General features: G+C 67.4%; 26 protein-coding genes and 1 pseudogene. 15 read left to right on the top strand and 12 right to left on the bottom strand.

Going from position 1 to position 25,672, the window contains the following annotated elements; translation table 11 throughout:
• The first annotated feature begins 145 nt into the window (after positions 1-145).
• Both ACWAUG_RS05605 and pth read left to right on the top strand, forming a co-directional pair.
• A complete protein-coding gene (locus ACWAUG_RS05605) occupies positions 146-739 on the top strand; it encodes a 50S ribosomal protein L25/general stress protein Ctc (RefSeq protein ID WP_298037875.1) in 594 nt (197 codons plus the stop codon).
• 101 nt (positions 740-840) lie between these two features.
• Positions 841-1,422 (top strand): aminoacyl-tRNA hydrolase, encoded by a 582-nt coding sequence (gene pth, locus ACWAUG_RS05600; RefSeq protein WP_460801781.1) that lies wholly within the window; start codon positions 841-843, stop codon positions 1,420-1,422.
• Between the two features lie 77 nt (positions 1,423-1,499).
• Here the strand turns inward: pth and ACWAUG_RS05595 are convergent, their stop codons facing one another.
• Complete coding sequence (locus tag ACWAUG_RS05595) at positions 1,500-2,144, bottom strand: hypothetical protein (RefSeq protein ID WP_460801780.1); 645 nt, start codon at positions 2,142-2,144, stop codon at positions 1,500-1,502.
• A 22-nt stretch (positions 2,145-2,166) separates the two neighbouring features.
• The gene (gene trpS, locus ACWAUG_RS05590; protein ID WP_298037879.1) at positions 2,167-3,171 is read right to left on the bottom strand and encodes a tryptophan--tRNA ligase; all 1,005 of its coding nucleotides are present in this window, start codon (positions 3,169-3,171) and stop codon (positions 2,167-2,169) included.
• 72 nt (positions 3,172-3,243) lie between these two features.
• Between trpS and ACWAUG_RS05585 the strand changes: the two genes are divergently transcribed.
• From ACWAUG_RS05585 to ACWAUG_RS05570, 4 genes and pseudogenes are all read left to right on the top strand, one after another.
• Complete coding sequence (locus ACWAUG_RS05585; protein WP_460801779.1) at positions 3,244-3,897, top strand: SRPBCC family protein; 654 nt, start codon at positions 3,244-3,246, stop codon at positions 3,895-3,897.
• 13 nt (positions 3,898-3,910) lie between these two features.
• Positions 3,911-4,051, top strand: a pseudogene (locus ACWAUG_RS05580) (DUF4166 domain-containing protein); the annotation flags it as partial.
• Between the two features lie 37 nt (positions 4,052-4,088).
• On the top strand, positions 4,089-4,580 hold the full coding sequence (locus ACWAUG_RS05575; protein WP_460801778.1) for a DUF4166 domain-containing protein: 492 nt from the start codon (positions 4,089-4,091) through the stop codon (positions 4,578-4,580).
• The gene (locus ACWAUG_RS05570) at positions 4,577-5,239 is read left to right on the top strand and encodes a DUF4166 domain-containing protein (protein ID WP_460801777.1); all 663 of its coding nucleotides are present in this window, start codon (positions 4,577-4,579) and stop codon (positions 5,237-5,239) included. The genes ACWAUG_RS05575 and ACWAUG_RS05570 overlap by 4 nt, the downstream gene beginning before the upstream one ends.
• Here ACWAUG_RS05570 and ACWAUG_RS05565 read toward each other — a convergent pair.
• The 6 genes from ACWAUG_RS05565 to sdhC are packed head-to-tail and all read right to left on the bottom strand — an operon-like array spanning position 5,227 to position 10,860.
• Positions 5,227-6,120: an exodeoxyribonuclease III gene (locus ACWAUG_RS05565; RefSeq protein WP_460801776.1), complete on the bottom strand. Its 894-nt coding sequence runs from the start codon at positions 6,118-6,120 to the stop codon at positions 5,227-5,229. The two genes, ACWAUG_RS05570 and ACWAUG_RS05565, sit on opposite strands and share 13 nt — an antisense overlap.
• Before the next feature lie 9 nt (positions 6,121-6,129).
• Positions 6,130-7,338, bottom strand: coding sequence for a YihY/virulence factor BrkB family protein (locus ACWAUG_RS05560; protein ID WP_460801775.1), 1,209 nt, complete (start codon positions 7,336-7,338; stop codon positions 6,130-6,132).
• Between the two features lie 52 nt (positions 7,339-7,390).
• The gene (locus tag ACWAUG_RS05555) at positions 7,391-8,152 is read right to left on the bottom strand and encodes a succinate dehydrogenase iron-sulfur subunit (RefSeq protein WP_298037892.1); all 762 of its coding nucleotides are present in this window, start codon (positions 8,150-8,152) and stop codon (positions 7,391-7,393) included.
• Position 8,153: 1 nt separating this feature from the next.
• Positions 8,154-9,959 (bottom strand): succinate dehydrogenase flavoprotein subunit, encoded by a 1,806-nt coding sequence (gene sdhA / locus ACWAUG_RS05550; RefSeq protein WP_460801774.1) that lies wholly within the window; start codon positions 9,957-9,959, stop codon positions 8,154-8,156.
• Positions 9,960-9,976: 17 nt separating this feature from the next.
• The gene (locus ACWAUG_RS05545) at positions 9,977-10,429 is read right to left on the bottom strand and encodes a succinate dehydrogenase hydrophobic membrane anchor subunit (RefSeq protein WP_298037897.1); all 453 of its coding nucleotides are present in this window, start codon (positions 10,427-10,429) and stop codon (positions 9,977-9,979) included.
• Positions 10,429-10,860 (bottom strand): succinate dehydrogenase, cytochrome b556 subunit, encoded by a 432-nt coding sequence (sdhC, locus tag ACWAUG_RS05540; protein WP_298037899.1) that lies wholly within the window; start codon positions 10,858-10,860, stop codon positions 10,429-10,431. The genes ACWAUG_RS05545 and sdhC overlap by 1 nt, the downstream gene beginning before the upstream one ends.
• Positions 10,861-11,024: 164 nt before the next feature.
• On the opposite strand from sdhC, the gene ACWAUG_RS05535 reads away from it, so the two are divergent.
• The 9 genes from ACWAUG_RS05535 to ACWAUG_RS05495 all read left to right on the top strand — a co-directional run bounded on the left by ACWAUG_RS05535 (position 11,025) and on the right by ACWAUG_RS05495 (position 21,672).
• Positions 11,025-12,140, top strand: coding sequence for a mannose-1-phosphate guanylyltransferase (locus tag ACWAUG_RS05535; RefSeq protein ID WP_460801773.1), 1,116 nt, complete (start codon positions 11,025-11,027; stop codon positions 12,138-12,140).
• A gap of 130 nt (positions 12,141-12,270) precedes the next feature.
• The gene (locus tag ACWAUG_RS05530; RefSeq protein WP_460801772.1) at positions 12,271-13,359 is read left to right on the top strand and encodes a BMP family lipoprotein; all 1,089 of its coding nucleotides are present in this window, start codon (positions 12,271-12,273) and stop codon (positions 13,357-13,359) included.
• Positions 13,360-13,470: 111 nt separating this feature from the next.
• Positions 13,471-15,036: an ABC transporter ATP-binding protein gene (locus ACWAUG_RS05525; protein WP_460801771.1), complete on the top strand. Its 1,566-nt coding sequence runs from the start codon at positions 13,471-13,473 to the stop codon at positions 15,034-15,036.
• Positions 15,033-16,334 (top strand): ABC transporter permease, encoded by a 1,302-nt coding sequence (locus tag ACWAUG_RS05520; protein ID WP_460801770.1) that lies wholly within the window; start codon positions 15,033-15,035, stop codon positions 16,332-16,334. Before ACWAUG_RS05525 ends, ACWAUG_RS05520 begins: the two co-directional genes overlap by 4 nt.
• Positions 16,331-17,611, top strand: coding sequence for an ABC transporter permease (locus ACWAUG_RS05515; RefSeq protein WP_460801769.1), 1,281 nt, complete (start codon positions 16,331-16,333; stop codon positions 17,609-17,611). The genes ACWAUG_RS05520 and ACWAUG_RS05515 overlap by 4 nt, the downstream gene beginning before the upstream one ends.
• Before the next feature lie 8 nt (positions 17,612-17,619).
• Positions 17,620-18,015 (top strand): cytidine deaminase, encoded by a 396-nt coding sequence (locus ACWAUG_RS05510; RefSeq protein ID WP_460801768.1) that lies wholly within the window; start codon positions 17,620-17,622, stop codon positions 18,013-18,015.
• On the top strand, positions 18,015-19,304 hold the full coding sequence (locus tag ACWAUG_RS05505) for a thymidine phosphorylase (RefSeq protein WP_460801767.1): 1,290 nt from the start codon (positions 18,015-18,017) through the stop codon (positions 19,302-19,304). The genes ACWAUG_RS05510 and ACWAUG_RS05505 overlap by 1 nt, the downstream gene beginning before the upstream one ends.
• 58 nt (positions 19,305-19,362) lie before the next feature.
• Positions 19,363-20,490, top strand: a complete 1,128-nt coding sequence (locus tag ACWAUG_RS05500; protein ID WP_460801766.1) for an adenosine deaminase — start codon at positions 19,363-19,365, stop codon at positions 20,488-20,490.
• Between the two features lie 117 nt (positions 20,491-20,607).
• A complete protein-coding gene (locus tag ACWAUG_RS05495) occupies positions 20,608-21,672 on the top strand; it encodes a polysaccharide deacetylase family protein (protein WP_460801765.1) in 1,065 nt (354 codons plus the stop codon).
• Positions 21,673-21,715: 43 nt separating this feature from the next.
• Here the strand turns inward: ACWAUG_RS05495 and ACWAUG_RS05490 are convergent, their stop codons facing one another.
• From ACWAUG_RS05490 to ACWAUG_RS05475, 4 genes are read right to left on the bottom strand one after another with little or no spacing between them, the layout of a single operon-like run.
• On the bottom strand, positions 21,716-22,411 hold the full coding sequence (locus tag ACWAUG_RS05490) for an alpha/beta hydrolase (protein ID WP_460801764.1): 696 nt from the start codon (positions 22,409-22,411) through the stop codon (positions 21,716-21,718).
• Between the two features lie 9 nt (positions 22,412-22,420).
• A complete protein-coding gene (locus ACWAUG_RS05485; protein WP_460801763.1) occupies positions 22,421-23,371 on the bottom strand; it encodes an SDR family oxidoreductase in 951 nt (316 codons plus the stop codon).
• Positions 23,368-24,318, bottom strand: coding sequence for a bile acid:sodium symporter family protein (locus ACWAUG_RS05480; RefSeq protein ID WP_460801762.1), 951 nt, complete (start codon positions 24,316-24,318; stop codon positions 23,368-23,370). Before ACWAUG_RS05480 ends, ACWAUG_RS05485 begins: the two co-directional genes overlap by 4 nt.
• The gene (locus ACWAUG_RS05475; RefSeq protein ID WP_460801761.1) at positions 24,315-25,625 is read right to left on the bottom strand and encodes a flavin-containing monooxygenase; all 1,311 of its coding nucleotides are present in this window, start codon (positions 25,623-25,625) and stop codon (positions 24,315-24,317) included. Before ACWAUG_RS05475 ends, ACWAUG_RS05480 begins: the two co-directional genes overlap by 4 nt.
• Between the last annotated feature and the right edge of the window lie 47 nt (positions 25,626-25,672).

Raw genomic sequence — 25,672 nt, 5'->3', positions numbered from 1 at the left:
GAGGGATGCAACGTGCGCGCACGCAGCATCCGTAATCGACGCGGCGAATCAAGCCCCTGGTTTTTTCGCACGTCTGTGTCTGGGACACCGACCACCAAGACCACCACGCGGCGAGATGTTCGCCGCGTGCCCCGAAGGAGAAACCATGTCTGACGACACCAAGGTCATCGCAGAGGTCCGCACGCAGTTCGGCAAGGGCTTCGCCCGTCGTCTGCGCGCCGCTGGCCAGATCCCCGCCGTTCTTTACGGCCACGGCACCGAGCCGGTCCACGTGGCCCTGCCCGGCCACCAGGTCTCGCTCATCATCCGCCGCGCCAACGCGCTTCTGGAGCTCGAGATCGACGGCAAGGGCCAGCTCGCGCTGGTCAAGGACGTCCAGAAGGACCCGGTGCGCCAGATCATCGAGCACATCGACCTCCTCGTCGTGAAGAAGGGCGAGAAGGTCCAGGTCGAGGTCCCCGTCACCGTGACCGGTGAGTCCTTCTCCGGCACGATCGTCACCGTCGAGGTGAACACGATCAAGCTCGAGGTCGAGGCCACCCACATCCCCGAGCACGTCGAGGCTTCGGTCGAGGGCCTGCAGGACGGCGCGCACATCACCGCCGCCGACATCGTGCTGCCCCAGGGCGCTTCGCTGGTCGACGAGCCCGAGCTGCTACTCATCGCCGTTTCGGTTCCGGCCGCCGAGGTCTCGGAAGAGGCCGAGGCTGAGGCTGCTGCCGCACCCGCTGCGGAGTAATCCACACGCGAATCATGAGCAGAGGGGACGCGATCGGTTCGCGTCCCCTCTGTCGTATGCTCCGCCCGTTTCTGCGACCACGTCCGAAAGGCGCCTCCTCCATGGCCGATACCTGGTTGATCGTCGGGCTGGGAAACCCCGGCCCCCGCTACGAGAGCACCCGGCACAACGTCGGCCAGCTCGTCGTCGATGAGCTCGCGGCCCGGCGCGACGAGGGCTTCCGCGAGCACAAGGGCGGCGCCCGCGTCGTCGAGACCTGGATGCGGCCGGGCGGGGACAAGATGGTTCTGGCCAAGCCGAACTCGTTCATGAACGTGTCGGGAACCCCGGTGGCGGCGCTGTCGCGGTTCTATTCGGTGCCTGCGGAGCGCATCGTGCTCGTACACGATGAGCTCGACATCCCCTTCGACACCATCAAGCTCAAGGTCGGCGGCGGCCACGGCGGGCACAACGGCATCCGCGACGTCGCCCGGGCCGTCGGAACAGCCGATTTCCCCCGCGTCCGCGTGGGGATCGGGCGCCCCCCGGGGCGTCAGGATCCCGCGGACTGGGTGCTGGCGCCCTTCGGTAAGGCGGAGCGCGAAACGCTCGCGATCCTCGTCTCGGATGCGGCGGATGCTGTCGAGCAGCTCATCGGCGAGGGGTTGCTCGCCGCGCAGCAGAAGCATCACGCGCCGCGGTGACGAGGCGTCACCGATGATGCGGAAGGCCGGTACGGGAATCCCGTACCGGCCTTCCGCATCAGAGCGAGGTGGGCGCCTCAGCTGTAGTAGGTGATCGCTCCGGCGCTCGCACCGATCCCGAGCATGATGGCGAGCATCAGGAAGAAGATGAACGGTGCGATGACGCCGAGCACCAGGGCCGTGATTGCCCAGCCGCGGCCGGCACGCTTCACGATCGCGATGATGCCCACGATGATGGCGGCGATGCCCGCGAGGGTACCGATCCAGAAGCTGATCTCGCCGAGCAGGACATCATTGCGCACGGGCGAGAGCAGATAGAGCACGTCGTCGGTCATATCGAGGTAGTCCTCCTCGATCACACCCGGCATCCCGAAACCGATGCGGTATCCGGCGATGCTGGCCATGATGGGCGAGACGACGACGGCGATGACGCCCAGGAGCAGGGCGATGATGCCGGGCATCGGGGACTTCTTCGCCGGTGCGGACGGCGGCTGGTAGGCGCCGTCGCCCAGGGCGTAGCCGCCCACGGGGGCCCCGTATGCTCCGGGAGGCGCCTGCACGGCAGGACTCGACGGAGGGGCGACGGGGTATCCCGGAGCCGGGTACGCGGGCGCTGCCGTTGGCGCCTGCGGGTATGCGGGCGCTTGCGGATGGGCGGACGCCTGCGGCACCGGAGGCAGGGGAGTGCTCGGCCCGGGGGGAGGAAGCTGCGGATCAGTCACGGCTCCATCCTATGCGGGCGGCTCACACGCGACGCAGGAGTCCGACCCGGTCATAGACGCGAGCGAGGGTCTCGTCGGCGACCGCGTCGGCGCGTTCGGCGTTCGCCGCGAGGATGCGGTCCAGCTCGGCCGGGTCATCGAGCAGCTCGAGCGCACGGGCACGAACCGGCTCGAACTCCGAGACCACGACCTCGGCCAGGCCCTTCTTGAAGTCGCCGTAGCCGCGTCCCGCGTATTCGTCCTCGATCGCTGCGATCTGGCGTCCCGTGAGGGCCGCGTAGATCGTCAGAAGGTTGGAGACGCCGGGCTTGTTCTCGCGGTCGAAGCGCACGACGCCCTCGTTGTCGGTGACGGCGCGCATGATCTTCTTCGCGGACTTGGCCGGGTCGTCCAGCATCCAGAGCACGCCCGCCTCGCTCTCCGCGGACTTCGACATCTTCGACGTCGGGTTCTGCAGGTCGTAGATGCGCGCGGTCTCCTTCTGGATGACCGGCATCGGCACGACGAAGGTCTCGCCGAAGCGCGAGTTGAAGCGCTCGGCGAGGTCGCGCGTGAGTTCGACGTGCTGCTTTTGGTCGTCGCCGACCGGGACGACATCGGTCTGGTAGAGCAGGATGTCGGCGGCCATGAGCACCGGATAGGTGAACAGGCCGACGCTCGTGGCATCCGCTCCGTAGCGCGAGGACTTGTCCTTGAACTGCGTCATGCGCCCGGCTTCGCCGAAACCGGTGATGGTCGAGAGGATCCACGCCAGCTCGGCGTGAGCGCGCACGTGCGACTGCACGTACAGTGTGGACTGCGACGGCTCGATGCCCGCCGCGATATACTGCGCCGCCGTGCGGCGGGTCTTCTCACGCAGCTGGGCCGGGTCCTGCGCCACGGTCAGGGCGTGCAGGTCGACGACCGAGAAGTAGGCGTCGTAGGAGGCCTGCAGATCGCGCCACTGGAGGAGCGCCCCGATGTAGTTGCCGATCTGGAGGGAGTCGGCGGAGGGCTGCATTCCGGAGTAAAGGCGAGGCTTGGTCACGACATCGATTCTATGCGCGCTCCCGAAGGGGCCCGCACCATCCCCGGGAGACGGATGCCTTACGCTGGGGCAGTGTCCCCGGCATCCCGCATCCGTCGTCGGCGCCCGACGGCGCCGCTTTATGTCGAGATCCTCGTGCGCGCACCGCTGGAAAGGGTGTGGGAGCTGACCCAGGACCCGACGGCGCACGTGCGCTGGGACGCGCGCTTCACGGCGATCCTCCCCACCCGGGAGCGTGCAGACGGATCGCAGGAATTCCGGTACGAGCTCGATCTGCGCCTGCACACGATCCGCGGTACCGGCATCTCGAAGGGCACGCGGACCGCCCGCGGAGGGGAGCGCACATCGGCGCTCGTCTTCGACAGCGACGACCGGCTCTCGCCTCTGGGCGCCGGACGCGGCTACTGGCGATACATCCCCACGGCCGAGGGCGTGCGCTTCCTCACCGGCTATGACTACGCACCGGGGTGGGGGATCCTCGGCAAGCTGCTCGATCCGCTCGTCATCCGCCCCTTCATCTGGTGGCTGACCGCCCGCAGCCTCGATCGGCTGCGGCTGTGGGCCGAGTCCGGCATCATCCCGGAGGAGACCACCTGGTGGCGAGCCCTCCCCCCGGGCCGACGTGTGCGTCCGCGTGCCGGACGATGCCTGTCCCGTCCCGTCTCGCGGCGGCGGGCAGATGTCATGGACGATGCGCCGGTGAGCCTGGGCGAGATCTCACGATGACGACGCGGCGAGCATCTTCGCACGCGCTCTCGGCGAGGACTTCACACGTCTGCACCCGCAGCTGCAGCGCCGTTTCGGCGTCGGGGTCGACGCGGGGTACGGATGCATCGGCCGAGGCGTCATGACCGAGCTTCGACGCGGCCCCTGGTGGACGGTGCCCTTTCCTCCGGCTCGGCACGCTGCGCAACATCATGTTCCCCGAGCGGGCGAGCGATGTGCCCTTCCAGATCGACAACTTCCCGTACATCGATGGCTTCGGGCGCGAGACGGTCACCTTCGTGCGCACCATGCGGGTCGGCCACCGGCGTCGGCGCCGATTCGACGCGACGATGATCTACAGCGCTGCGGGTGGACGGATCGTCGACTACCTCGGTACCCATCAGCACCTCGCCGTCGACCTCGACCTGTCGGTCACGCCGGATGGCTCCCTGCGGCTCACCTCGCACTCCCAGAGGTTCTACGAGGGGGCCATAGCGTTCCGGTTCCCGATGCTCCTGAGCGGTCGCGCCGACCTCACGGAGCGCTACGACGAGGAGCGCGGATGCTTCGTCATCGACCTGGAAGTGCGAAACCGCTGGTCCGGGCGGCTGTTCGGCTACCGCGGGGAGTTCACCTGCACGTATCCGCCGGCATCCGCGATCCCGGAGACCGTGAAGCCCTATCGCGAGGAGCGGCGCGAGTGACGCACGAACGCTCGGTGTTCCTGCGCGCGCTCGGCGCCCAGACTGATCGCCTCGCCCCGGAGGTGCGTGCATACGTCGAGGGGCCGCCGCGCGGCGAGATCGGGGTCGGGGAAGGCGTGTTCGAGGTGGCCGGCAGCCCGTGGCGCTGGATGCTGCGGCTCGCCCAGCCGTTCATGGGCCCGGGGCTGCTGGTTCCGCGCTATGAGCGCGATGTCCCGTTCACGATCATCGAGCGCCCGGCGGAGGGTCTCTCCGACCTGCCCGTGCTCGCGGCCTCGCGCGCCCTGCGCTTCCGGGGCGGCTTGGAGCGCTTCGACGATGTGCTGCGTCTCGGACGCGAACCGGGCACGCTCGTCAACATCGTCGGCGATGGTGGTCGACTCGAGATCCTCCTCGACGTGACGGTCATGGAGGACGGCGCCCTGCGCTTGACGACGAGATCGACCCGTGCGCGCATCGGCGGACACCGTCTCCGTCTGCCGCGACTGCTCGGGATCGACGGCGTCGTCGTGAACGGATATGACCGCGCGCGATCTCGAGGCACGATCACCGCGCGCATGCGCAACCCTCTGCTGGGGACGGTCATGGAGTACCGCGGCTGGTTCCGATACGAGCATCGCATCGCACCGGAACAGCCGCAGGGCGCTCAGATCGCGTAGTCGACGATGACGGGGGCGTGGTCGCTCCACCGTTCGGCGTAACTCGCAGCACGCGCGACACGGTAGTCGACGACGCGCTCGGCCAGCGGGGGAGTGGCCAGGTGGTAGTCGATCCGCCAGCCGGTGTCGTTGTCGAAGGCCTGACCGCGCATCGACCACCACGTGTACGGGCCTTCGACCTCTCCGTGGAAGCGCCGGCCGACGTCGACCCAGCCGAGACCGGGACCATCGGTCTCTGAGATGTGCACTCGCGTGTCACTGAGCTCGCCGACCATTCCGCGCCCGATGCCCTCCTGGCCGATGACCGTTTCGCCGGCGGCAGTGAGGAACCGATCGAAGTAGGCGCGCTCGCGCGCGAGATAGCCGGACTTCTTGACGTTGCCCTTCCAATTCTTGATGTCGAGGGGGCGGTGTCCGACGTTCAGATCGCCCGTGACGACGGCGAGCGCATCGTCGGCGCCGAGCTCCGCGAGACGCGGACCGAACGCGTCGAGGAACTTCCACTTCTCGATCTGCTTGGGGGTCTCGGCCTCGCCGGAGTGGACATACGCGCTCACGACGGTCAGAGGACGGTCGCCGAGCAGGAAGTCGCCCTCGATCCAGCGACCCTTCGAATCGAAGTCATCGGGGCCGAAATCGGTGCGGTGCGCCAGTGCGGGCGTGCGGCTGGCGATCGCGACGCCGGCGCGGCCCTTCGCCGTCGCCTCGTCGTGGATGATGTGCCAGCCCGGAAGCGCTGCCTCGAGGTGTTCGTCCTGGGCGCGCACCTCCTGCAGGGTGAGGATGTCGACATCGGCGGCATCGAGCCAACCGCTCATGCCGTTGCGGGCGGCGGCACGGATGCCGTTGACGTTCACTGAGGCGACGCGGAGATGAGCCATTCCTCCAGCCTAGCGAGGGGCGCGGACACCGCCTTCGCCCCGGAACAGCTCCGTGAGCAACCGCCGCGGCGAAGCCGTCTCGGGGGTGGTCTGGCGGGGCGGGTTGTCGAGGAGTTCGGCGAGCTCGCTCTCGGCGGAGCGCACGGCGTGCGACGCCGACCAGTGGCGGAACCAGGGGGACGAGCTCCGGGCATCCGTCGCATCACGCAGGCGGATCCGGGCGGCGACGACGAGAGCCTGGTACTCCTGCTCCTGGCGCTGGAACTCCGACTGGCGCAGGAGAGGCTGGTCGCGATCCTGGGCGGTCACGGCGATCCATGCCGCGGCGATGAGCATGACCACTCCGATCACCCGGAACCACAGCAGCAGACCGATGAATATGGCGAACGTCGCCAGAAGCGGATTGGAGGGGGTGTAGCTGACGAGGAAGCCGACGCCGAACTGCAGGAACGTCATGGCGCCGCCGCCGAGCATCGCTCCGGGCCAGATCGTCCGCCAGTGCAGCGCTGTTCCGGTGAGGAAGCGCACCATGGCCGCCAGGGCGCAAGTCATGATCGCGAACGACACGATCACCGTGCCGATCCGGATGAGGAGGTTCAGGCTGGTGGAGCCGGAATCCCAGCCGAGCATCTGGAGTACCCAGCGCAGCACCGCGGCGCTGGTGTAGCTGAGTGCGGCTCCGACGATCAGGGATATGCCGAAGATCACGGCGGCCAGCAGATCCCGCGCCTTCAAGATGATGAAGTTGCGCATGTCCGGGGGGAGGCCGAACATGTCCCGGACCGCGCGCCGGGAGAAGGTCACCCAGCCGATCGCCGTCCACACGACTGCGCCGAGAGCGACCAGACCCGTCAGGGTCAGCACGCTCGTCGTGCTCCGGGCGATCTCATGCGCTTGCTCGGGAGTGGCGAACTTGCTGTCCTTGCTGATGAGATCGGGGATGTAGCTGTTGATGACGCCGATGAGCGCATTCACGGCATCCGGGCTCCCGCCCAGCCAGATCCCGGCGATCGCGAAGGCCAGGTAGATGGCGGCGAAGATCGCGAACAGCGCCTGATAACTCACACCGGCCGCGAGGAGGAAGCCGTTGTTCTGCAGGAAATGCCGCCAGACGCGCACGGGGAAGAGTTCGAGCGTGCGCCGGGTCAGATCGCCGGCGCGCTCGACTGCGGCATCGAGACGCCCGGCTTCGGAGGACGGGCCCGGAGAATCAGACACGCCCCCACCCTATTGCAGGGTGGGGGCGTGTCCGTGAAGCGGAGGCGCGGTGTCAGGGACGGCCGCGCAGAACAGCCTGCTTGACCTCGGCGATCGCCTTGGTGACCTCGATGCCACGCGGGCACGCCTCGGAGCAGTTGAAGGTCGTGCGGCAGCGCCAGACGCCCTCCTTGTCGTTGAGGATGTCGAGGCGGACCTCGGCGTTGTCATCGCGGGAGTCGAAGATGAAGCGGTGCGCGTTGACGATCGCGGCGGGACCGAAGTACTGTCCGTCCGTCCAGAAGACGGGGCAGGACGAGGTGCACGCGGCGCACAGGATGCACTTGGTCGTGTCGTCGAAGATCGCGCGGTCGGCGATCGACTGCGTGCGCTCCTTGCCCTTCTCGGGGGTGGAGCTGGCGACGAGGAAGGGCTGCACCTCGCGGTAGGAGGCGAAGAACGGCTCCATGTCGACGATGAGGTCCTTCTCGAGGGGAAGGCCCTTGATGGCCTCGACGTAGATCGGCTTCGAGATGTCGAGGTCCTTGATCAGCGTCTTGCAGGCGAGACGGTTGCGCCCGTTGATGCGCATGGCGTCAGAACCGCAGATGCCGTGCGCACAGGAGCGGCGGAACGACAGCGAGCCATCGACCTCCCACTTGATCTTGTGCAGCGCGTCGAGCACGCGGTCGGTCGCGAACAGCTCGACGTCGTAGTCGACCCAGCGCGGCTCTTCATCGACCTCGGGGTCGAAGCGGCGCACGATGAAGGTGACGAGGAACGACTGGATGGCCGGGTCAGCGGCAGCAGGGGTCTCTGCGACAGCGGTGGACATCTCAGTACTTCCTCTCCATCGGCTGGTAGCGGGTCTGGACGACCGGCTTCCAATCGAGCTTGATGTGGTCGGACGGCGTCGACGAGTGCGGGTCGCCCGTCAGGTAGGCCATGGTGTGCTTCATGTAGTTCTCGTCATCGCGCTTGGGGAAGTCGTCGCGCATGTGGCCGCCACGGCTCTCCTCGCGGTTCTGCGCGGCGTAGACGACGACCTCGGCGATGTCGAGGAGGAAGCCCAGCTCGACGGCCTCGAGCAGATCGGTGTTGAACCGGTGGCCCTTGTCGTCGACGTAGACGTTCTTGTAGCGCTCGCGCAGCTCGGCGATGACGCCGAGAACGTGCTCGAGGGACTCGTGGGTGCGGAACACCTGGGCGCCGCGGTCCATCTCGTCCTGGAGTTTCTTGCGCAGCACGGCGACGCGCTCGGTGCCGTTGCTGTTGCGCAGGTTCTCGATCATGTCCTTGACGAAGCCCGCCGGGTTCTCCGGCAGCGGGACGAACTCGGCCGTCTTGGCGTAGGCGACGGCGTTGTTGCCGGCGCGCTTGCCGAAGACGTTGATGTCGAGCAGCGAGTTGGTGCCGAGGCGGTTCGAGCCGTGCACCGAGACGCACGCGCACTCGCCGGCGGCGTAGAGGCCCGGCACGACGGTGTTGTTGTCGGAGAGGACCTCGGCATCGTTGTTCGTCGGGATGCCGCCCATCGCGTAGTGCGCGGTCGGCATGACGGGGACCGGGTCGGTCACCGGGTCGACGCCCAGGTAGGTGCGGGCGAACTCGGTGATGTCGGGGAGCTTCGTCTCGAGGACCTCGGCGCCCAGGTGGGTGCAGTCGAGGTAGACGTAGTCCTTGTGCGGACCGGCGCCTCGTCCGTCGAGGACCTCCTGGACCATGGACCGCGCGACGATGTCGCGGGGTGCGAGGTCCTTGATGGTGGGGGCGTAGCGCTCCATGAAGCGCTCACCCGACTCATTGCGCAGGATGGCACCCTCACCGCGGGCGCCCTCGGTGAGGAGGATGCCGAGACCGGCGAGTCCGGTCGGGTGGAACTGGAAGAACTCCATGTCCTCGAGGGGCAGGTTCTTGCGCCAGATGATGCCGACGCCGTCGCCCGTCAGGGTGTGCGCGTTGGAGGTCGTCTTGAAGATCTTGCCGAAGCCGCCGGTCGCGAAGACGACGGACTTGGCCTGGAAGACGTGGAGCTCGCCGGTGGCGAGGTCGTAGGCGACGACACCGGCGACGCCGATGTTTCCCTCGTCGTCCTTGACCGTGATGAGGTCGAGGACGTAGAACTCGTTGAAGAAGTTGATGCCGAGCTTGACGCAGTTCTGGAACAGCGTCTGCAGGATCATGTGGCCCGTGCGGTCGGCGGCATAGCAGGCACGGCGGACCGGGGTCTTGCCGTGCTCGGCGGTGTGGCCGCCGAAGCGCCGCTGGTCGATCTTGCCCTCGGGGGTGCGGTTGAAGGGCAGGCCCATGTTCTCGAGGTCGATGACCGCGTCGATGGCCTCCTTCGCGAGGATCTCGGCCGCATCCTGGTCGACGAGGTAGTCGCCGCCCTTGACGGTGTCGAAGGTGTGCCACTCCCAGCTGTCCTCTTCGACGTTCGCCAGCGCCGCGGCCATACCGCCCTGCGCCGCACCGGTGTGCGAGCGCGTCGGGTAAAGCTTGGAGATCACCGCGGTCTTCGCGCCGGGACCGGCCTCGATGGCGGCGCGCATCCCCGCTCCGCCGGCGCCGACGATGACGACGTCGAACTGGTGGTAGTGAACGCCATCGCGAACGACGGAATCCTGCGTCTCAGTAGTCACTTCTCGTTGCTCTTTTCTCAGTTTCCGACGACACCCAGGGCGACGCACGACTCCCAGAGCGTGCTCGACTCGGTCACGCCGAGGCAGGGGTCGAAGGTGAAGACGACAAGGGTGCCCAGAACGATCATGAGGGCCGCGGCGAGGCCGATGGCCCAGACGAGGGCCTTGCGGGCCTTCTCGTTCGTCACGTAGTCGTTGACGATCGTGCGCATGCCGTTGCCGCCGTGGATGAATGCCAGCCACAGCATCAGCACGTCCCACCACTGCCAGAACGGTGTGGCGAACTTGCCGGCGATGAATGCGAAGTCGAGGGCGTGGATGCCGTCACCGACCATGAGGTTGATGAACAGGTGCCCGAAGATGAGGACGATCAGCACGACGCCGGATGCTCGCATGAACACCCAGCCCCACTTCTCGAGGTTGATGCCGCGGCGACGGCGTGCCGGGGCGACGGCGGTCTGAGCAGACATCAGTGGGCTCCGAATCCTGCGAACGCGAGCATGAGGTGGCGGGGCACGAAGCCGGCCATGACGATCACCCAGACGGCGAGCACGCCCCAGAACAGCTGGCGCTGGAAGCGTGCACCCTTCGACCAGAAGTCGACGAGGATGATGCGCAGGCCGTTGATCGCGTGGAACACGATGCCGGCGACGAGCACGACTTCCCCGAGCGCCATGATCGGGTTCTTGTACGTTCCGATCACGGCGTTGTACGCCTCGGGGGATACCCGGATGAGTGCTGTGTCCAGAACGTGGACCAGCAGGAAGAAGAAGATGGCGACTCCGGTGATGCGATGAAGCACCCACGACCACATGCCCTCGCGACCCCGGTAGAGGGTGCCGCGCGGTGCCTTGGAAGTGGTTTCCGAAATCGACGGTGTCAAGCGAGTGCCTGCGGACACGGTCGTCCTCCCTGATCGATGCGAGGTCGGTTGCATCCTGGGGTCCGAACTGACGACAGGGCTGCCCGATCGCGTCCCATCCTATTCCCGTTCCGAGATCTGGACGAGGAAGGGTTGCCTAACTATCTTGATGTCGAGATTTCCCACCGGGCTACGCTGGAGGCATGAGCGACCCGTTCGACCATTTCTACGCAGTGATCCCCGCCGGTGGCATCGGAAGCCGGCTGTGGCCGCTGTCGCGGGCGGACGCTCCGAAGTTCCTCCACGACCTGACCGGTTCGGGGAACTCCTTGCTGCGCGACACGTGGGACCGACTTTCTCCTCTCTCCGGCACGGACAGAATCGCGGTCGTGACCGGACGCGCCCATCGCGCCGCCGTCGAAGCGGCGCTCCCGGGGATCCCCGATAGGAACGTCTTCCTCGAGTCCGAACCGCGCGAGTCGGCGGCCGCGATCGGCCTTGCCGCCGCGATCCTGCATCGTCGCGACCCGGACGTGATCATCGGCTCCTTCGCAGCCGACCACGTGATCCGCGGTACGCGCACATTCGAGTTCGCGGTGCAGCAGGCGGTCGCCGTGGCCCGCGCCGGCTACATCTGCACGATCGGCATCCAGCCCTCGGAGCCGTCCGTCGGCTTCGGATACATCCGCAAGGGCGAGGAGCTCGATGTCGAGGGCGCCCCGGAGGCCGCGATGGTCGAGCGCTTCGTCGAGAAGCCCGACCTCGACACGGCCAAGGAGTACTACGCGGATCGCTCCTTCCTCTGGAACGCGGGCATGTTCATCGCGAAGGCGAGCGTGCTTCTCGATGAGCTCGCCGCCAATGAGCCCGAGCTGCATGCCGGACTGCTCGAGCTCGCCGAGGCCTGGGACGACCGTGACCGTCGCGGGCCAGCCGTTGATCGTGTGTGGCCGCGCCTGAAGAAGATCGCTATCGACTACGCCGTGGCCGAGCCCGCCGCCGATAAGGGTCGCCTGGCGGTGATCCCGGGGCACTTCGACTGGGACGACGTGGGGGACTTCGCCTCGTTGACCAAGCTCATCTCCAACGGTCGCAAGAACGATCTCGCGGTGCTCGGGCCGCGCGCCCGGGTCCTCTCGGATGCGGCGACCGGGATCCTCGTCAGCCAGACCTCCCGCGTGATCAGTCTGGTCGGTGTTCAGGACATCGTGGTGGTCGATACCCCGGACGCGTTGCTGGTGACGACGACGGAGCATGCGCAGCGGGTGAAGGGCGTCGTCGAATCGCTCAAGCTGACGGGCCGCGGCGACGTCCTCTGACGTGCACGGCCGGGATCTATTGCGAGTTTGTAACCATTAACCGCGCGTGCGGTCAATGGTGCGGTAACAGTCGGTAATTTGGGCTGTGGGGCCACGCGATCGGCGCGGGCCAGTAGTCGTGGAGGCTTACGTGACCATTTCCACCCAGAAGCGCGCATTCGCCGTGCTCGTGGCGACCGGTGTCGCCGTCTCTCTCGCCGGCTGCGGCGCAGCACCGGAGGACAACAACGCCGGTGGCGGAGAGTCCATCGACTTCCTGCCCTGCATCGTCTCGGATCAGGGCGGATTCGACGACAAGTCGTTCAACCAGCTCTCGTACGAAGGCATGGTCCAGGCGGCCGAAGAGGTTAACGTCACGCCCAAGAGCGTCGAGTCCAACTCGGAGACCGACTTCGCCCCGAACCTCGAGAGCCTCATCTCGCAGGGCTGCGACGCGATCGTCTCGGTCGGCTTCGCGCTGTCCGCCGCAACGGTCGAGGCCGCGAACGCCAACGAGGGCGTCGACTTCATCCTCGTCGACGACGCCGCAGACAACAACTACGACGGCACCACCGACGCCGACAACGTCAAGCCGCTGCTGTACAACACCGCCGAGGCCGCGTTCCTCGCCGGCTACCTGTCGGCCGGTTACTCCGAGTCCGGCAAGGTCGGCACGTTCGGCGGCATGGAGTTCCCGACCGTCACGATCTTCATGGACGGCTTCTACCAGGGCGTTCAGTACTACAACGAAGAGAACGGCGCCGACGTCGCCGTCGTCGGCTGGGACGGCACGTCCGGCTCGTTCACGGGCGGTTTCGAGGCCGGCCCCGAGGCGAAGACCGTCGCTCAGAACATCATCGACCAGGGCGTCGACGTGCTGCTGCCCGTCGGCGGACCGGTCTACCAGTCGGCTCTGCAGGCCATCAAGGAATCCGGCCGCGACATCGCTCTCGTCGGTGTGGACGCCGACCTGTTCGTCACCGACCCGAACACCGAGGACTACGTGCTGACGTCGATCCTCAAGGACATGAAGCTCTCCACCTACGAGGCCGTCATGTCCAGCGCCAACGATGAGTTCGACGCCGCGACCTACGTCGGAACGCTGGAGAACGAGGGCGTCGGCCTGGCCGAGCTGCACAACTTCCAGGACAAGGTCGACCCCGAGCTGTGGGCCGCTGTTCAGGACCTGCAGCAGCAGATCATCGACGGTGACATCACCGTCACCTCGTACCTCGACTGATCGAGGACGATTGAAGAGGGGAGGTCGGCCACCCGCCGACCTCCCCTCACCTATGCCAGGCTCCCGATCGGAGCCTGGGCGGAAGCATCTTTGCTGATTAGGATCTGACATATGAAGCTAGAACTGCGCGGCATCACGAAGAGATTCGGCGCGCTGACGGCCAACGACCACATCGACCTGACGATCGAGCCCGGTGAGATCCACTGCCTGCTCGGAGAGAACGGCGCCGGGAAGTCGACGTTGATGAACGTCCTGTACGGCCTGTACCAGGCCGATGAGGGCGAGATCCTCCTCGACGACGTGGCTCAGGACTTCGCCGGCCCCGGCGATGCGATGGCGGCCGGCATCGGCATGGTGCACCAGCATTTCATGCTGATCCCCGTCTTCACCGTGGCCGAGAACGTCATGCTCGGGCATGAGAAGACCCGCTTCGGCGGGCGCCTGGACCTGGCGGCCGCACGCGCGATGGTGCGCGAGATCTCGGATCGCTTCGGGTTCCAGGTCGACCCGGATGCCGTCGTCGAAGACCTGCCCGTGGGCGTTCAGCAGCGCGTCGAGATCATCAAGGCTCTGTCGCGCGATGCGAAGGTTCTCGTGTTCGATGAGCCGACCGCGGTGCTCACGCCGCAGGAGACCGATGAGCTGATGGCGACGATGCGCCAGCTCAAGGACTCCGGCACTTCCATCGTCTTCATCACTCACAAGCTGCGCGAGGTCCGCGAGGTCGCGGACCGCATCACCGTGATCCGCCTCGGAAAGGTCGTCGGAGAGGCCTCGCCGACCGCCGGCAACGAGGAACTCGCCTCGCTCATGGTCGGTCGCGCCGTCGAGCTCACCGTCCAGAAGGACGCCCCGAAGCTCGGCGCCGAAGCGCTCGTCGTCGAGAACCTCACGGTGACGGACTCCGCCGGGACCGTGACGGTCGACGACGTCTCCTTCACGGTGCGAGCCGGGGAGGTCCTCGCGATCGCCGGTGTGCAGGGCAACGGACAGACGGAGCTCACCGAGGCGATCGTCGGCCTCCAGGAGCGCGTCGCCGGCAGCATCACGCTGAACGGACGCGAGCTCATCGGACGCTCCGTGCGCGGCATCCTCGACGAGGGCGTGGGCTTCGTCCCCGAGGACCGCAGCGTCGACGGCATCGTCAAGGAGTTCTCGATCGCCGAGAACCTCATGCTCGACCGCTCGGTCGGTGCTCCCTTCGTCACCGCGGGTACGGTTCAGCGCGGCATCCTCGACGCGTTCGCGCGCGAGAAGATCACCGAGTTCGACATCCGTACGCAGGGACCCGTGCAGGCGGCCGGTCGGCTTTCCGGCGGAAATCAGCAGAAGGTGGTTCTCGCCCGCGAGCTGAGCCGTGATCTGTCGCTGTTCGTCGCCGCGCAGCCGACCCGTGGCGTCGACGTCGGATCCATCGAATTCATCCACAAGCGCATCATCGACACCCGCGACTCCGGCATCCCCGTCGTCGTCATCTCGACCGAGCTCGATGAGGTCGCGGCCCTCGCCGACCGCATCATGGTCATGTACCGCGGAAAGGTCGTCGGCATCGTCCCCGGCGACACCTCCCGCGAGCAGCTGGGCCTGATGATGGCCGGCATGGTCGAGACCGATACGACCGCCGTGGCTGTGCCGAGCGAATCGGCGACCACCCCGACCGAGGAGACCCGCGCATGACCGGCCCCGAACTGAAGCCGAACCTCGCCCCGCCGGCGGACTTCGGCAAGGACGACACCGCGCCGGACCCGTCCAAGTGGCACGAGGCCTGGCACCGCGTGTCGACCGGAAACGGAATGATCTCGCTGCTGTCTGTCGTGCTCGCCCTCGTCGCGGGCTCGATCATGATCGCGTTCACCGATTCCGAGGTGCAGCGCACCGCCGGGTACTTCTTCGCGCGTCCGGGCGACATGCTCGCGGCCGTGTGGTCGGCGATCTCCGGTGCCTATGTCGCGCTCTTCCAGGGCGCGATCTACAACTTCCGCGTCGACGGGTTCGCCGCCGGCATCAAGCCGTTCACCGAGACCCTGAAGTTCGCGACGCCGCTGATCGCCGCGGGCCTCGGCGTCGGGCTCGCGTTCCGCGCCGGTCTGTTCAACATCGGCGGCCAGGGGCAGATGCTCATGGCCGCGGCCGCCGCCGGCTGGGTCGGAACCAGCATGAACCTGCCCTGGCCGCTGCACATGATCGTCGCGGTCGTCGCGGGAATCCTCGCGGGTGCGATCTGGGCCGGCATCGCCGGAATCCTGAAGGCGCGAACGGGCGCGCACGAGGTGATCGTGACGATCATGCTCAACCACATCGGCTTCTACCTCCTGGCCTGGATGCTGGCGACCCCCGGCATCCTCCAGGCACCCGGATCCAGCAACCCGAAGACCGCCGCGATGGCGGAGTCGGCGATCCTGCCCGGCATCCTCGGTTCGCAGTACAAGCTGCACGCCGGATTCATCCTCGCCCTCATCGCCGTCGCATTCACCTGGTGGCTGCTGGAGCGCTCGAGCCTGGGCTTCCGTTTCCGCGCGGTCGGGGAGAACCCGGCTGCGGCGAAGACGGCGGGAATCAGCGTCGGCAAGATGTACTTCCTCGTGATGCTGTTCGCCGGAGGCCTGGTGGGCATCGCCGGCGTCAGCCAGATGCTCGGCACCGTCACGACCGGCTTCGGTGGCGACATCGATGCCGGCATCGGCTTCGATGCGATCACCGTGGCGCTGCTCGGCCGCTCGACGCCGCTGGGCATCCTCGCGGCAGGCATCCTGTTCGGAGCGTTCAAGGCCGGTGGATTCGCGATGCAGGCCTCGGAGAACGTCCCGATCGAGATCGTGCTCGTCGTGCAGTCGCTGATCGTCCTGTTCATCGCGGCGCCTCCGCTGGTGCGCGCGATCTTCGGTCTGCCGCAGCCGGGAGCCCGACGCAAGACGAAGAAACCCAAGCCGCCGAAGAAGAACGCGGCGCAGATCGCCGAGGAGGTGTCCGCATGAGCATCACCGCCGAAGCGGTCGTGAGCGATGAACAGCGCCACGTCACCGTCACGTCCTGGAAGGCCCCGATCATCTTCGGGATCTTCACCGTGCTGTTCGCCCTGCTGCCGTTGCTCGTCCCGCGTGAGGGTGTGAGCACCTTCCGTCTCGTGCGCTCGGCCGAGGCCGCGATCCAGCTGCCCGAGCTCGTGCTGCCTGCAACGGCGACCGCCTGGGTGTGCGCCGCGCTGATGGCCGTGGTGACCGTCGTCTCGATCATCTGGACCCGCGCGCACCGGCTGCTGCCGCTGTGGCTGACCGTCGTCTACGTCGTGATCCTGCTCGTCGGCTTCCTCGCCTGGGCCTCCGCGGGAGGCACACTGCCGATGATCGGTCTGCTCGGCGGTGCTCTCGCCCTCGCGACGCCGCTGATCTTCGGAGCCCTCGGCGGCGTGATCGGCGAACGCGTCGGCGTCGTCAACATCGCCATCGAGGCGCAGCTGCTCGCGGGCGCCTTCATGGCCGCCCTCGTCAGCTCCGCCACCGGAAGCGCGTGGGCCGGGCTCATCGCCGCGATGGCGGCGGGCGTCCTCGTCTCGCTGGTACTCGCGGTCTTCGCGATCACCTACTACGTGAACCAGGTCATCGTCGGAGTCGTTCTGAACGTGCTCGTCGCGGGTCTCACGACGTTCCTGTACCGCCAGGTGCTGAACCCGAACGCTGCGGAGCTCAACGCGCCGAAGCTGTTCCCGGTGATCCCGATCCCGGTCCTGAGCGAGATCCCGGTCCTGGGGCCGGTGCTCTTCCGCCAGACGATCATCGTCTACATCATGTACGTCACGGTCTTCGTCGTCTGGTTCGGTCTCTACCGCACCCGCTGGGGTCTGCGTCTGCGCGCCGTCGGCGAGCACCCGCAGGCCGCCGACACCGTCGGCATCAAGGTCGAGCGCACGCGTTACGGAAACATGATGCTCGCCGGCGCGATCGCCGGTATGGGCGGCGCGTTCTACACACTGGTCACCAACCCCGAGTTCGGGCGCGAGATGACCGGCGGTGCCGGTTATATCGCACTGGCCGCCGTGATCTTCGGCAAGTGGGACCCGGTGCGCGCGACGCTCGCGGCGCTGCTGTTCGGCTTCGCCTCGAACCTGCAGGGGGTGCTGAAGGTGATCGGTTCGCCAGTGCCCAGCCAGTTCATGCTCATGCTGCCGTACATCGTCACGATCTTCGCGGTCGCGGGCCTGGTCGGACGCTCGCGTCCGCCCGCAGCATCCGGCGAACCGTACATCAAGAGCTAGAAGGACACATGACTGACATCGATTGGGATGAGCTGCGTCAGGTCGCGACCGACGCGATGACGAAGGCCTACGCCCCGTACTCCCGCTACAGGGTCGGTGCGGCGGCACTGGCCTCGGACGGGCGCATCGTGTCCGGATGCAACGTGGAGAACGCGTCCTACGGCGTGGGCCTGTGCGCCGAGTGCGCACTCGTCGGCAACCTGCAGATGACCGGCGGCGGCCGGCTCGTCGCCTTCGTCTGCGTCAACAACGACGGAGAGACGATCATGCCCTGCGGTCGGTGCCGTCAGCTGCTTTTCGAGCACGCGATGCCCGAGATGCTGCTGGAGACGGTATCGGGCATCCGCACCATCGACGAGGTGCTGCCCGACGCTTTCGGACCCCGAAACCTGGAGATCGTGTGATGACTGAGCCCTTCGACGCCATTGACGTCATTCGTGCCAAGCGAGATGGCGGTGCCGTCCCCGAGCCCGAGCTGCGCTGGATGGTCGACGCCTACACCCGCGGCTACGTCTCCGACGCGCAGATGGCCTCGTTCGCGATGGCGATCTTCCAGCGCGGCATGCAGCGCGATGAGATCCGCGTGCTGACGGATGCCATGATCGCGTCGGGGGAGCGGATGAGCTTCGCATCCCTCGGGAAGAAGACGGTCGACAAGCACTCCACCGGAGGTGTCGGCGACAAGATCACCCTGCCGCTGGCTCCGTTGGTCGCCGCGTTCGGCGTCGCCGTGCCGCAGCTGAGCGGGCGTGGCCTCGGCCACACGGGTGGAACGCTCGACAAGCTCGAGGCGATCCCGGGCTGGCGCGCGGCCCTGTCGAACGAGGAGATGTTCGCGCAGATGCAGGGCGACGTCGGCGCGGTCATCTGCGCCGCAGGCTCGGGTCTCGCGCCCGCCGACAAGAAGCTCTACGCGCTGCGCGATGTCACCGGAACGGTCGAGGCCATCCCGCTGATCGCCTCGAGCATCATGTCGAAGAAGATCGCCGAGGGCACGGATGCGCTGGTCCTCGACGTCAAGTTCGGCTCCGGCGCCTTCATGCAGGACATCGACCGCGCCCGGGATCTCGCCCAGACGATGGTTTCCCTCGGGACCGATTCCGGTGTGGCGACCACCGCACTGCTCACCGACATGAACGTGCCGCTCGGCTTCGCGATCGGCAACGCCAACGAGGTGCGCGAATCCGTCGAGATCCTCTCCGGCGGCGGCCCCGCCGATGTGAGGGAGCTGACGATCGCCCTCGCCCGTGAGATGCTCGCGCTGGCGGGACTCCCGGATGCCGATGTGGAAGGCGCCCTGGACGGCGGCCGCGCAATGGACGTCTGGAACGCGATGATCCGCGCCCAGGACGGCGACCCGACGGCGGCCCTCCCGGTGGCCAATGAGACGCACGTCGTCACGGCCCCGGCCGACGGCTTCGTCACACGGATGGACGCTCTGCCCTTCGGTATCTCGGCCTGGCGACTGGGTGCCGGTCGTGCGCGTGCCGAAGATCCCGTGATCCACGCGGCGGGCATCGACCTGCACGCGAAGCCGGGCGATCGCGTCACCGCCGGTCAGCCGCTGTTCACGCTCTCGGGCGAGGACGCCGCACGCTTCCCGCGTGCGCTCGACGCGCTCGAGGGCGCGTGGGAGATCGGCGCCGTGGCGCCCGAGCGCGGACCGCTCGTCCGCGAGCGCATCACCGCGTAACCTGGTATCCGCCTGTTCCGCACCCGGCCGGTGGGCGAAATCTGAGAGGACAACACCCATGTCTATCCCCGCAGACGGCGACGTCAAGGTTCAGGGCGTCTCGCTGCGCTCGCTGCCCAAGATCTCCCTGCACGATCACCTCGACGGCGCCGTGCGCCCGCAGACGGTGGTGGAGCTCGCAGCATCGATCGGGCTGGACCTTCCCGCACGCGACGGACGGGGCATGGGGCGGTGGTTCGGCAAGCAGGCGGACTCCGGCTCGCTCGTGGACTACCTGAAGACGTTCGACTACACGGTCGGCGTCATGCAGTCCGCGGATGCGCTCACCCGCATTGCGCGGGAGTTCGTCGAGGACCTCGCCGATGATGGGGTCATCTACGGCGAGGTTCGCTGGGCGCCCGAGCAGCACCTCGAGGGCGGACTGTCCCTGGATGATGCGGTCGAGGCCGTGCAGCGCGGCATCGACGAGGGCGAGGATGCCGTGGACCGCTCCGGTCGCAGCATCCGTGTCGGACAGATCCTCAGCGCCATGCGCCAGAACGACCGCGCCGTGGAGATCGCGGAACTCGCGCTCGATCACCGCGAGGAGGGCGTGGTCGGTTTCGACATCGCCGGCCCCGAGGACGGCTTCCCGGCCTCCGATCATCGTGAGGCCTTCGACCTGCTCGCCGCGAACTTCATGCCGGTGACGGTGCACGCGGGCGAGGCGGCGGGCCTCGCCTCGATCCGCAGCGCGCTGCTCGACGGACGGGCCCTGCGCCTCGGCCATGGCGTGCGCCTGGTTTCCGATCTCGAGGTCATCGCCCGCGAGGGCAGCCGTGACGGCGAGGAGGTGCAGGTGCGCTTCGGCGACCTGGCGCGCTGGGTGCGCGACCGGGAGATCCCGCTCGAGCTGTCGCCATCGTCCAACGTGCACACCGCGGCGATCGAGGCGTGGGGCACCGAGATCGGCGACCACCCCTTCGACCTGCTGTACCAGCTGGGCTTCGCAGTGACCGTCAACGTCGACAACCGCACCATGAGCGGCACGTCCCTCACGCGCGAGCTGGCACTGCTCGTCGACGCCTTCGGCTATGGCCTCGACGACCTCGAGACGTTCCAGTTCAATGCGGCGTCGGCCGCCTTCCTGCCGGTCGAGGAGCGCGAGGAGCTCGTCGAGATGATCGCGGACGGCTTCCAGCGCTGAGCCTCTCTTCCCCCATAGACTTCGGCCATGGGGGAAGAAGGACGCCGGGGGGCGAGAACGTTGGAGCGAGCCCGGAAACGGCGGCGGACGAAGATCTGGACACTGATACTCGTCCCGGTGATCGTGGTGCTCGCGATCGGAACGACACTCGTGGTGGCGGCGCTGCAACGCCCTGCGCCGGCGGCTGAGGCCTCGGAGACGGCGACGCCGTCTCCCACGCCCACACCGACGCCGCTGACACCGGTCGAGCAGCTGCTGATCGATGCGGATGATCCGCTGGCCTGCGCGGTGGAGTTCGACGGCGAGGGGATCGAGCTCGAGCCGATGCTGCAGAGCCAGGAGACGCTCTTCGCGTCGTTGCCGATCCCTGCTCGCGAGGGAATGGCGTTCGGCGGTTGGTACACGAGCGCGGAGGCGGCCTCGGCCTTCGAAGCGGCTTCCCGGATCAACGGCGCGGATTCCGTCGGATGCGATGACCAGCGGCTCACCCTGCACGGATCGTGGATGACGGCAGAGGAGAACGCGGCGACCGACACCGAGGTGCCGATCCTCATGTACCACCAGTTCACGAACCGGCCCGAGGGCGAGGACGGATGGCTGCGCGGCAACTACGCCTACATCGGCGATTTCCAGGCGCACATGGAGCACATCGGTTCGACGGGGTTCTACCTGCCCACGTGGGATGAGCTCGCCGCCTTCATCGATGGCAGGCTCCACCTGCCGCAGCGCTCCGTGATCATCACCGATGACGATGCGGATCAGACCTGGTTCGATCTCGCGGTTCCGGTGGTCGCGGAGAACAAAGTGATCGCCACGTCGTTCATGGTCACCGCTTACCGGCAGGACCCGGCGCCCTCGCCGTATGTGCTGCGTCGTTCGCACACGCACGACATGCACGAGGCCGGTGAGGATGGGCGTGGACGTATGGCGAACTGGTCGGCAGACGAGATCGCCGCCGACCTCAACGCGTCCGCCGATGTCCTCGGCGTGCGCGAAGTCGTCGCCTACCCCTACGGCCACTACAACGACACGACGAAACAGGGCGTTGGCCAGGCCGGGTTCGAGATGGGGCGAACGATCGAACCGGGCATGGTCCGCATCGGCACCGACAAGCTCGCGTTGCCGGTCGTTCGGATCGACTACGGGATGGGAATCGACGCGCTCATCGCCCGGATCGGCTGATCGTGGGGTCAGCCGGTGATCAGCAGCTCCACGATCGGAGCCGTCACCGCGGCACGCAACTCGGCGTCGGCGATCGTCGGTTCGCCGTCGCCGGACTGGGGCCGTAGGCGCCGAACGAGGCGTGAGAAGCTCCGGCGATCTCGATCATCACGGCGTCCGTGGGCAGAAGGCCGCGCGCTTCGGAGACATTCTCCGGAGTCGACAGACCATCCTTGGATCCGGCGAGGCTGAGCACCGCGAGATCGTCCGGGACCTCTCCGGCACAGTACGAGGCGAACAGGACGAGCGCGTCAGCCTGGGAAGCGAGCATGCAGGCGCGCACTCCGCCGAGCGAGTGTCCGCCGACGCCCCAGGACTCGACCTCGGGCACGGCGGAGGTGAAGGCGTCGGGGCCGCGCAGATCGAAGAAGGCGAGGTCGAGCCACGGGCGGGTGATCACGACCGTGACCCTGGATGCCGCCACATCCTGCAGCACCGGAACATACGCCCACGGGTCGACCTTCGCCCCCGGGATGAACACCAGGCCCGCCTCTGATCCGCCATCGGCGGGGGAGAGCACGATCCCCTCGGGAGCATCATCGATCGTGATCGATGGATTCGCGCGGGCCTCCGCGAGGGGCTCGTCTTCAGCATCCATCACCCCGACCTGCGACCAGATGAGGGTTCCTCCGACCGTGAGCACGACAAGGACGACGAGTCCCCAGATCACCCGCCGCAGAACCCGACGCCTGGTGCGCATGGGCGGCGCCTATCGGCGCGCCACAGCAGGATGCGTGGCGAGGTACTCCTCGAACGCCTGGGCCGTGGTGCGGGAGGGCGTGTAGCCGAACTCCTCCTTCAGCGCGCGGTTGGCCAGCACCGGCCGGTAGCGCAGGAACGGCACCTTCTCGGGACCGTGCGGGGTGAGGCGCAGCATCCTGCCGATGCCCAGTGCCGCCGTGAGGACCCAGGCGGGGACGACGATCTGTCCCTTGCCGAGGCGACGTGCGATGTCGGGGACCGTCAGGGAGCCGTCGCCGGCGACGTTGTAGATGCCAGCAGGCCCATCGGTCGCCGCTCGGACCATGGCGCCGGCGACATCATCGACCCAGATGAAGACGAACGGGGCATCCGACCCGGCGATGCGCAGCAGGCGCGGGCCGTCCCACAGCGCGGTGATCTGATTCTGCACATCCGGCCCGAGGATCGTTCCGATGCGGAAGATGACCTGCTCGAGTTCGGGGTGGGACACCCGGTACTCGGCGAGCAGCTCCTCGACAAGGCGCTTGTGGCGAGAGTACGGGAATGCGTCGTTGCCGCGCACCGGGACGCTCTCATCGATCCACGCCGGACTGTCGGCGTGGTAGCCGTAGGCGGCACCCGAGCTCGATACGACGATGCGCCGGACCCCCGCTTCGACGCACGCCGCGAGAACGTTCGCCGATCCCGTGACATCGACGCGGTACTCGAGTTCGACGTCCGCACCGGGGTTGACGATGGCGGCGAGATGAACGACGGTGTCGATGCGCAGTTCTGTCAGCACCGGTGCGATGGATGCGGCATCCGTCACATCCAGCACCACCGACTCGATGCCGTCCCGGGGCTCCTGGGCGCGCAGGTCGGCGGCGACGACCAGCTCGACGTCCTCGCGCTCGGCGAGGAGGCGTGCCACGTGCGAGCCGAGGAAACCGGCGCCGCCGGTGATGAGAACGCGGGTCATAGGGCCTCCACCGCGGTGCGTCCGGAGGCGTCGCCGGTCGCGGACCCGGTGCGCTTCTTGGTGTGCCGTGCCCAGAGGCCGGCGACGACGAGACCGGCGACGATGTCCCAGATGCCCCACCATCCGGCCACGATCGCCATGCCGCCCAGGCCCCCGAAGAAGGCGAAGACGAGGCCGAGGCCGAGGCCGGCGTTGCGGATTCCGACCTCGAACGTCATGGCCTTGCGCTCGCGGGTGCCCAGGCCGCCGACCACGGCGGTGCCGTAACCGAGTGCGAGGGCGACGGCATCGTGCACCGTGACGACGAGAACGACGATGCCGAGAACCTGGATGAACACCGACCAGTTGCCCACGAGCGCGACGACGATGAAGGCGACGAGCGCGATCAGGCTGAACCACTTCACGATCGGGTGCGCCCGGGCGGCGATCTTCGGGAGCCTGGCGCGCAGAAGCAAGCCGATGGCGAAGGGCACGCCGATGATCAGGACGATCTCCAGGAGCATCTTGCCCGGGTCGAGCGACACGTCCTCGAGCACTGTGCGCGCTGTGGGGTGCATCGACCCCCAGAACGCGATGCTCAACGGCATCGCGACGATGTAGATGAGGTTGCCGACCGCGGTCAGCGACACCGACAGCGCGACGTTGCCGCCGGAGCGATGGGTCAGCACCTGGGAGATGTTCCCGGGCGGGCAGCAGGCGACGAGGATCATGCCCATCGCCATGGAGGCGGTCACCGGCAGGATCATCGTCAGCCCGAAGGTGACGGCCGGCAGCAGCAGCAACTGTGCGAAGAGCGCGATGACGAACGGCTTCGGATGCCGTGCCACGACGCGGAAGTCGGAGGGCGAGGTGTCGAGGGCGATGCCGAACATGATCAGCCCGAGCACGATGTTCAGAAGGGTGAGCGATCCCGGTGTGAAGCTCAGGACGACGTCGTCGACGTTCATGCGGCCTCCAGCCCCTCGCGCTCGGCGCGGACCGCGGCGCGATAGGCGCTCTTGTTGACGTAGTACGACATGCGGTCCAGGCCCAGGTACCGATAGCCGCCGGTGACATCGGGCCAGGGCTCGCCGGAGACGCGCCGGCGGAAGCGCGCCGCGCGAGCCGGCGCGTTCTCGACCGCGGCGAGGTAGGTCGCCAGCAGCTCGGCCTGCTCGTAGCGGCCCTGCCAGCCGATGCCGCTGGCCTCGATCATACCCATGACGTACAGGCCGTTGAAGGAGGCGGGGAAGACGTTGAGGAACAGCTTCGGTGAGGCGGCGCGCCAGGACAGGTGCTCGCGATCGACGAAGGGGTAGTCGAGCGTGTAACCGGTGGCGAGCAGGATGATGTCGTAGTCGGCGTGCGATCCGTCGCGGAAGTGGACGGTGTCGCCGTCGAACCGGTCGATGTCGGCGCGGATGCGCAGATCTCCCTGACCGAGGTGGTTCAGCACCATGGTGTTCACGATCGGGTGCGACTCGTAGATGCGGTAGTCGGGCTTCGGGAATCCGAAGCGGGACGGGTCTCCGGTGAACGCACGCAGCATCTTCGTGTCGAGGAACTGCTTGATGCGGCGGGGGAGCGGTCTGCCGGTTTCGAAGGTATCGGTGGGGCGGCCGAAGACGTAGCGCGGTACGAAGTAATATCCGCGGCGCACGCTCATATCGACCCGTGCGGCGCGGTGCACGGCATCCACCGCGATATCGCACCCGGAGTTGCCGGCGCCGATGATGAGCACGCGCTGTCCCTCGAGGATCGACGCGCTCTTGTAATCGTGCGTGTGCATGATGGTGCCTGAGAACTCGCCGCGGAATGCGGGCACGTTGGGCTCGGCGAGAGTCCCGTTGGCGAGGATCACTCCGTCGTAGCGCAGAGTCTCCTCGACCGCATCCACGTCGTCGTCCGCGTGCTCCGCGACGATCGTGAGATCCCACTGGTCGCCAGCGGGCTCGACACGGGTGACCCGGGTGTCGAAACGGTAGAGATCGTCGAGGCCGAAGTGCTGCGCATAGGAGCGGAAGTACTCCAGGAGCGCCTCGTGGCTCGGATAGTCGACGTCGCTCTGCATCGGGTACTCGGCGAATTCGGTCGTCGTGCGGGACGATATCAGGCGTGCGGATTCGTACATCGAGCTACGCGGATTCGCGATGTCCCAGAGCCCGCCGACGCCGTGCGACGCCTCGAAGCCGTCGACGTGGATGCCCTGCTTCTGCAGGGCGCGGGCCGCGGCCAGGCCCGAGGGGCCAGCGCCGATGACGGCGTACTTCTTCATGCTTCTCCTTGCACGGCGGTGTGCTCGATCGTCGCCCCCCCCAGCTG

Source organism: Microbacterium sp. GXF6406 (assembly GCF_054798215.1).
This window is presented reverse-complemented; position numbering and strand designations above follow the sequence as displayed.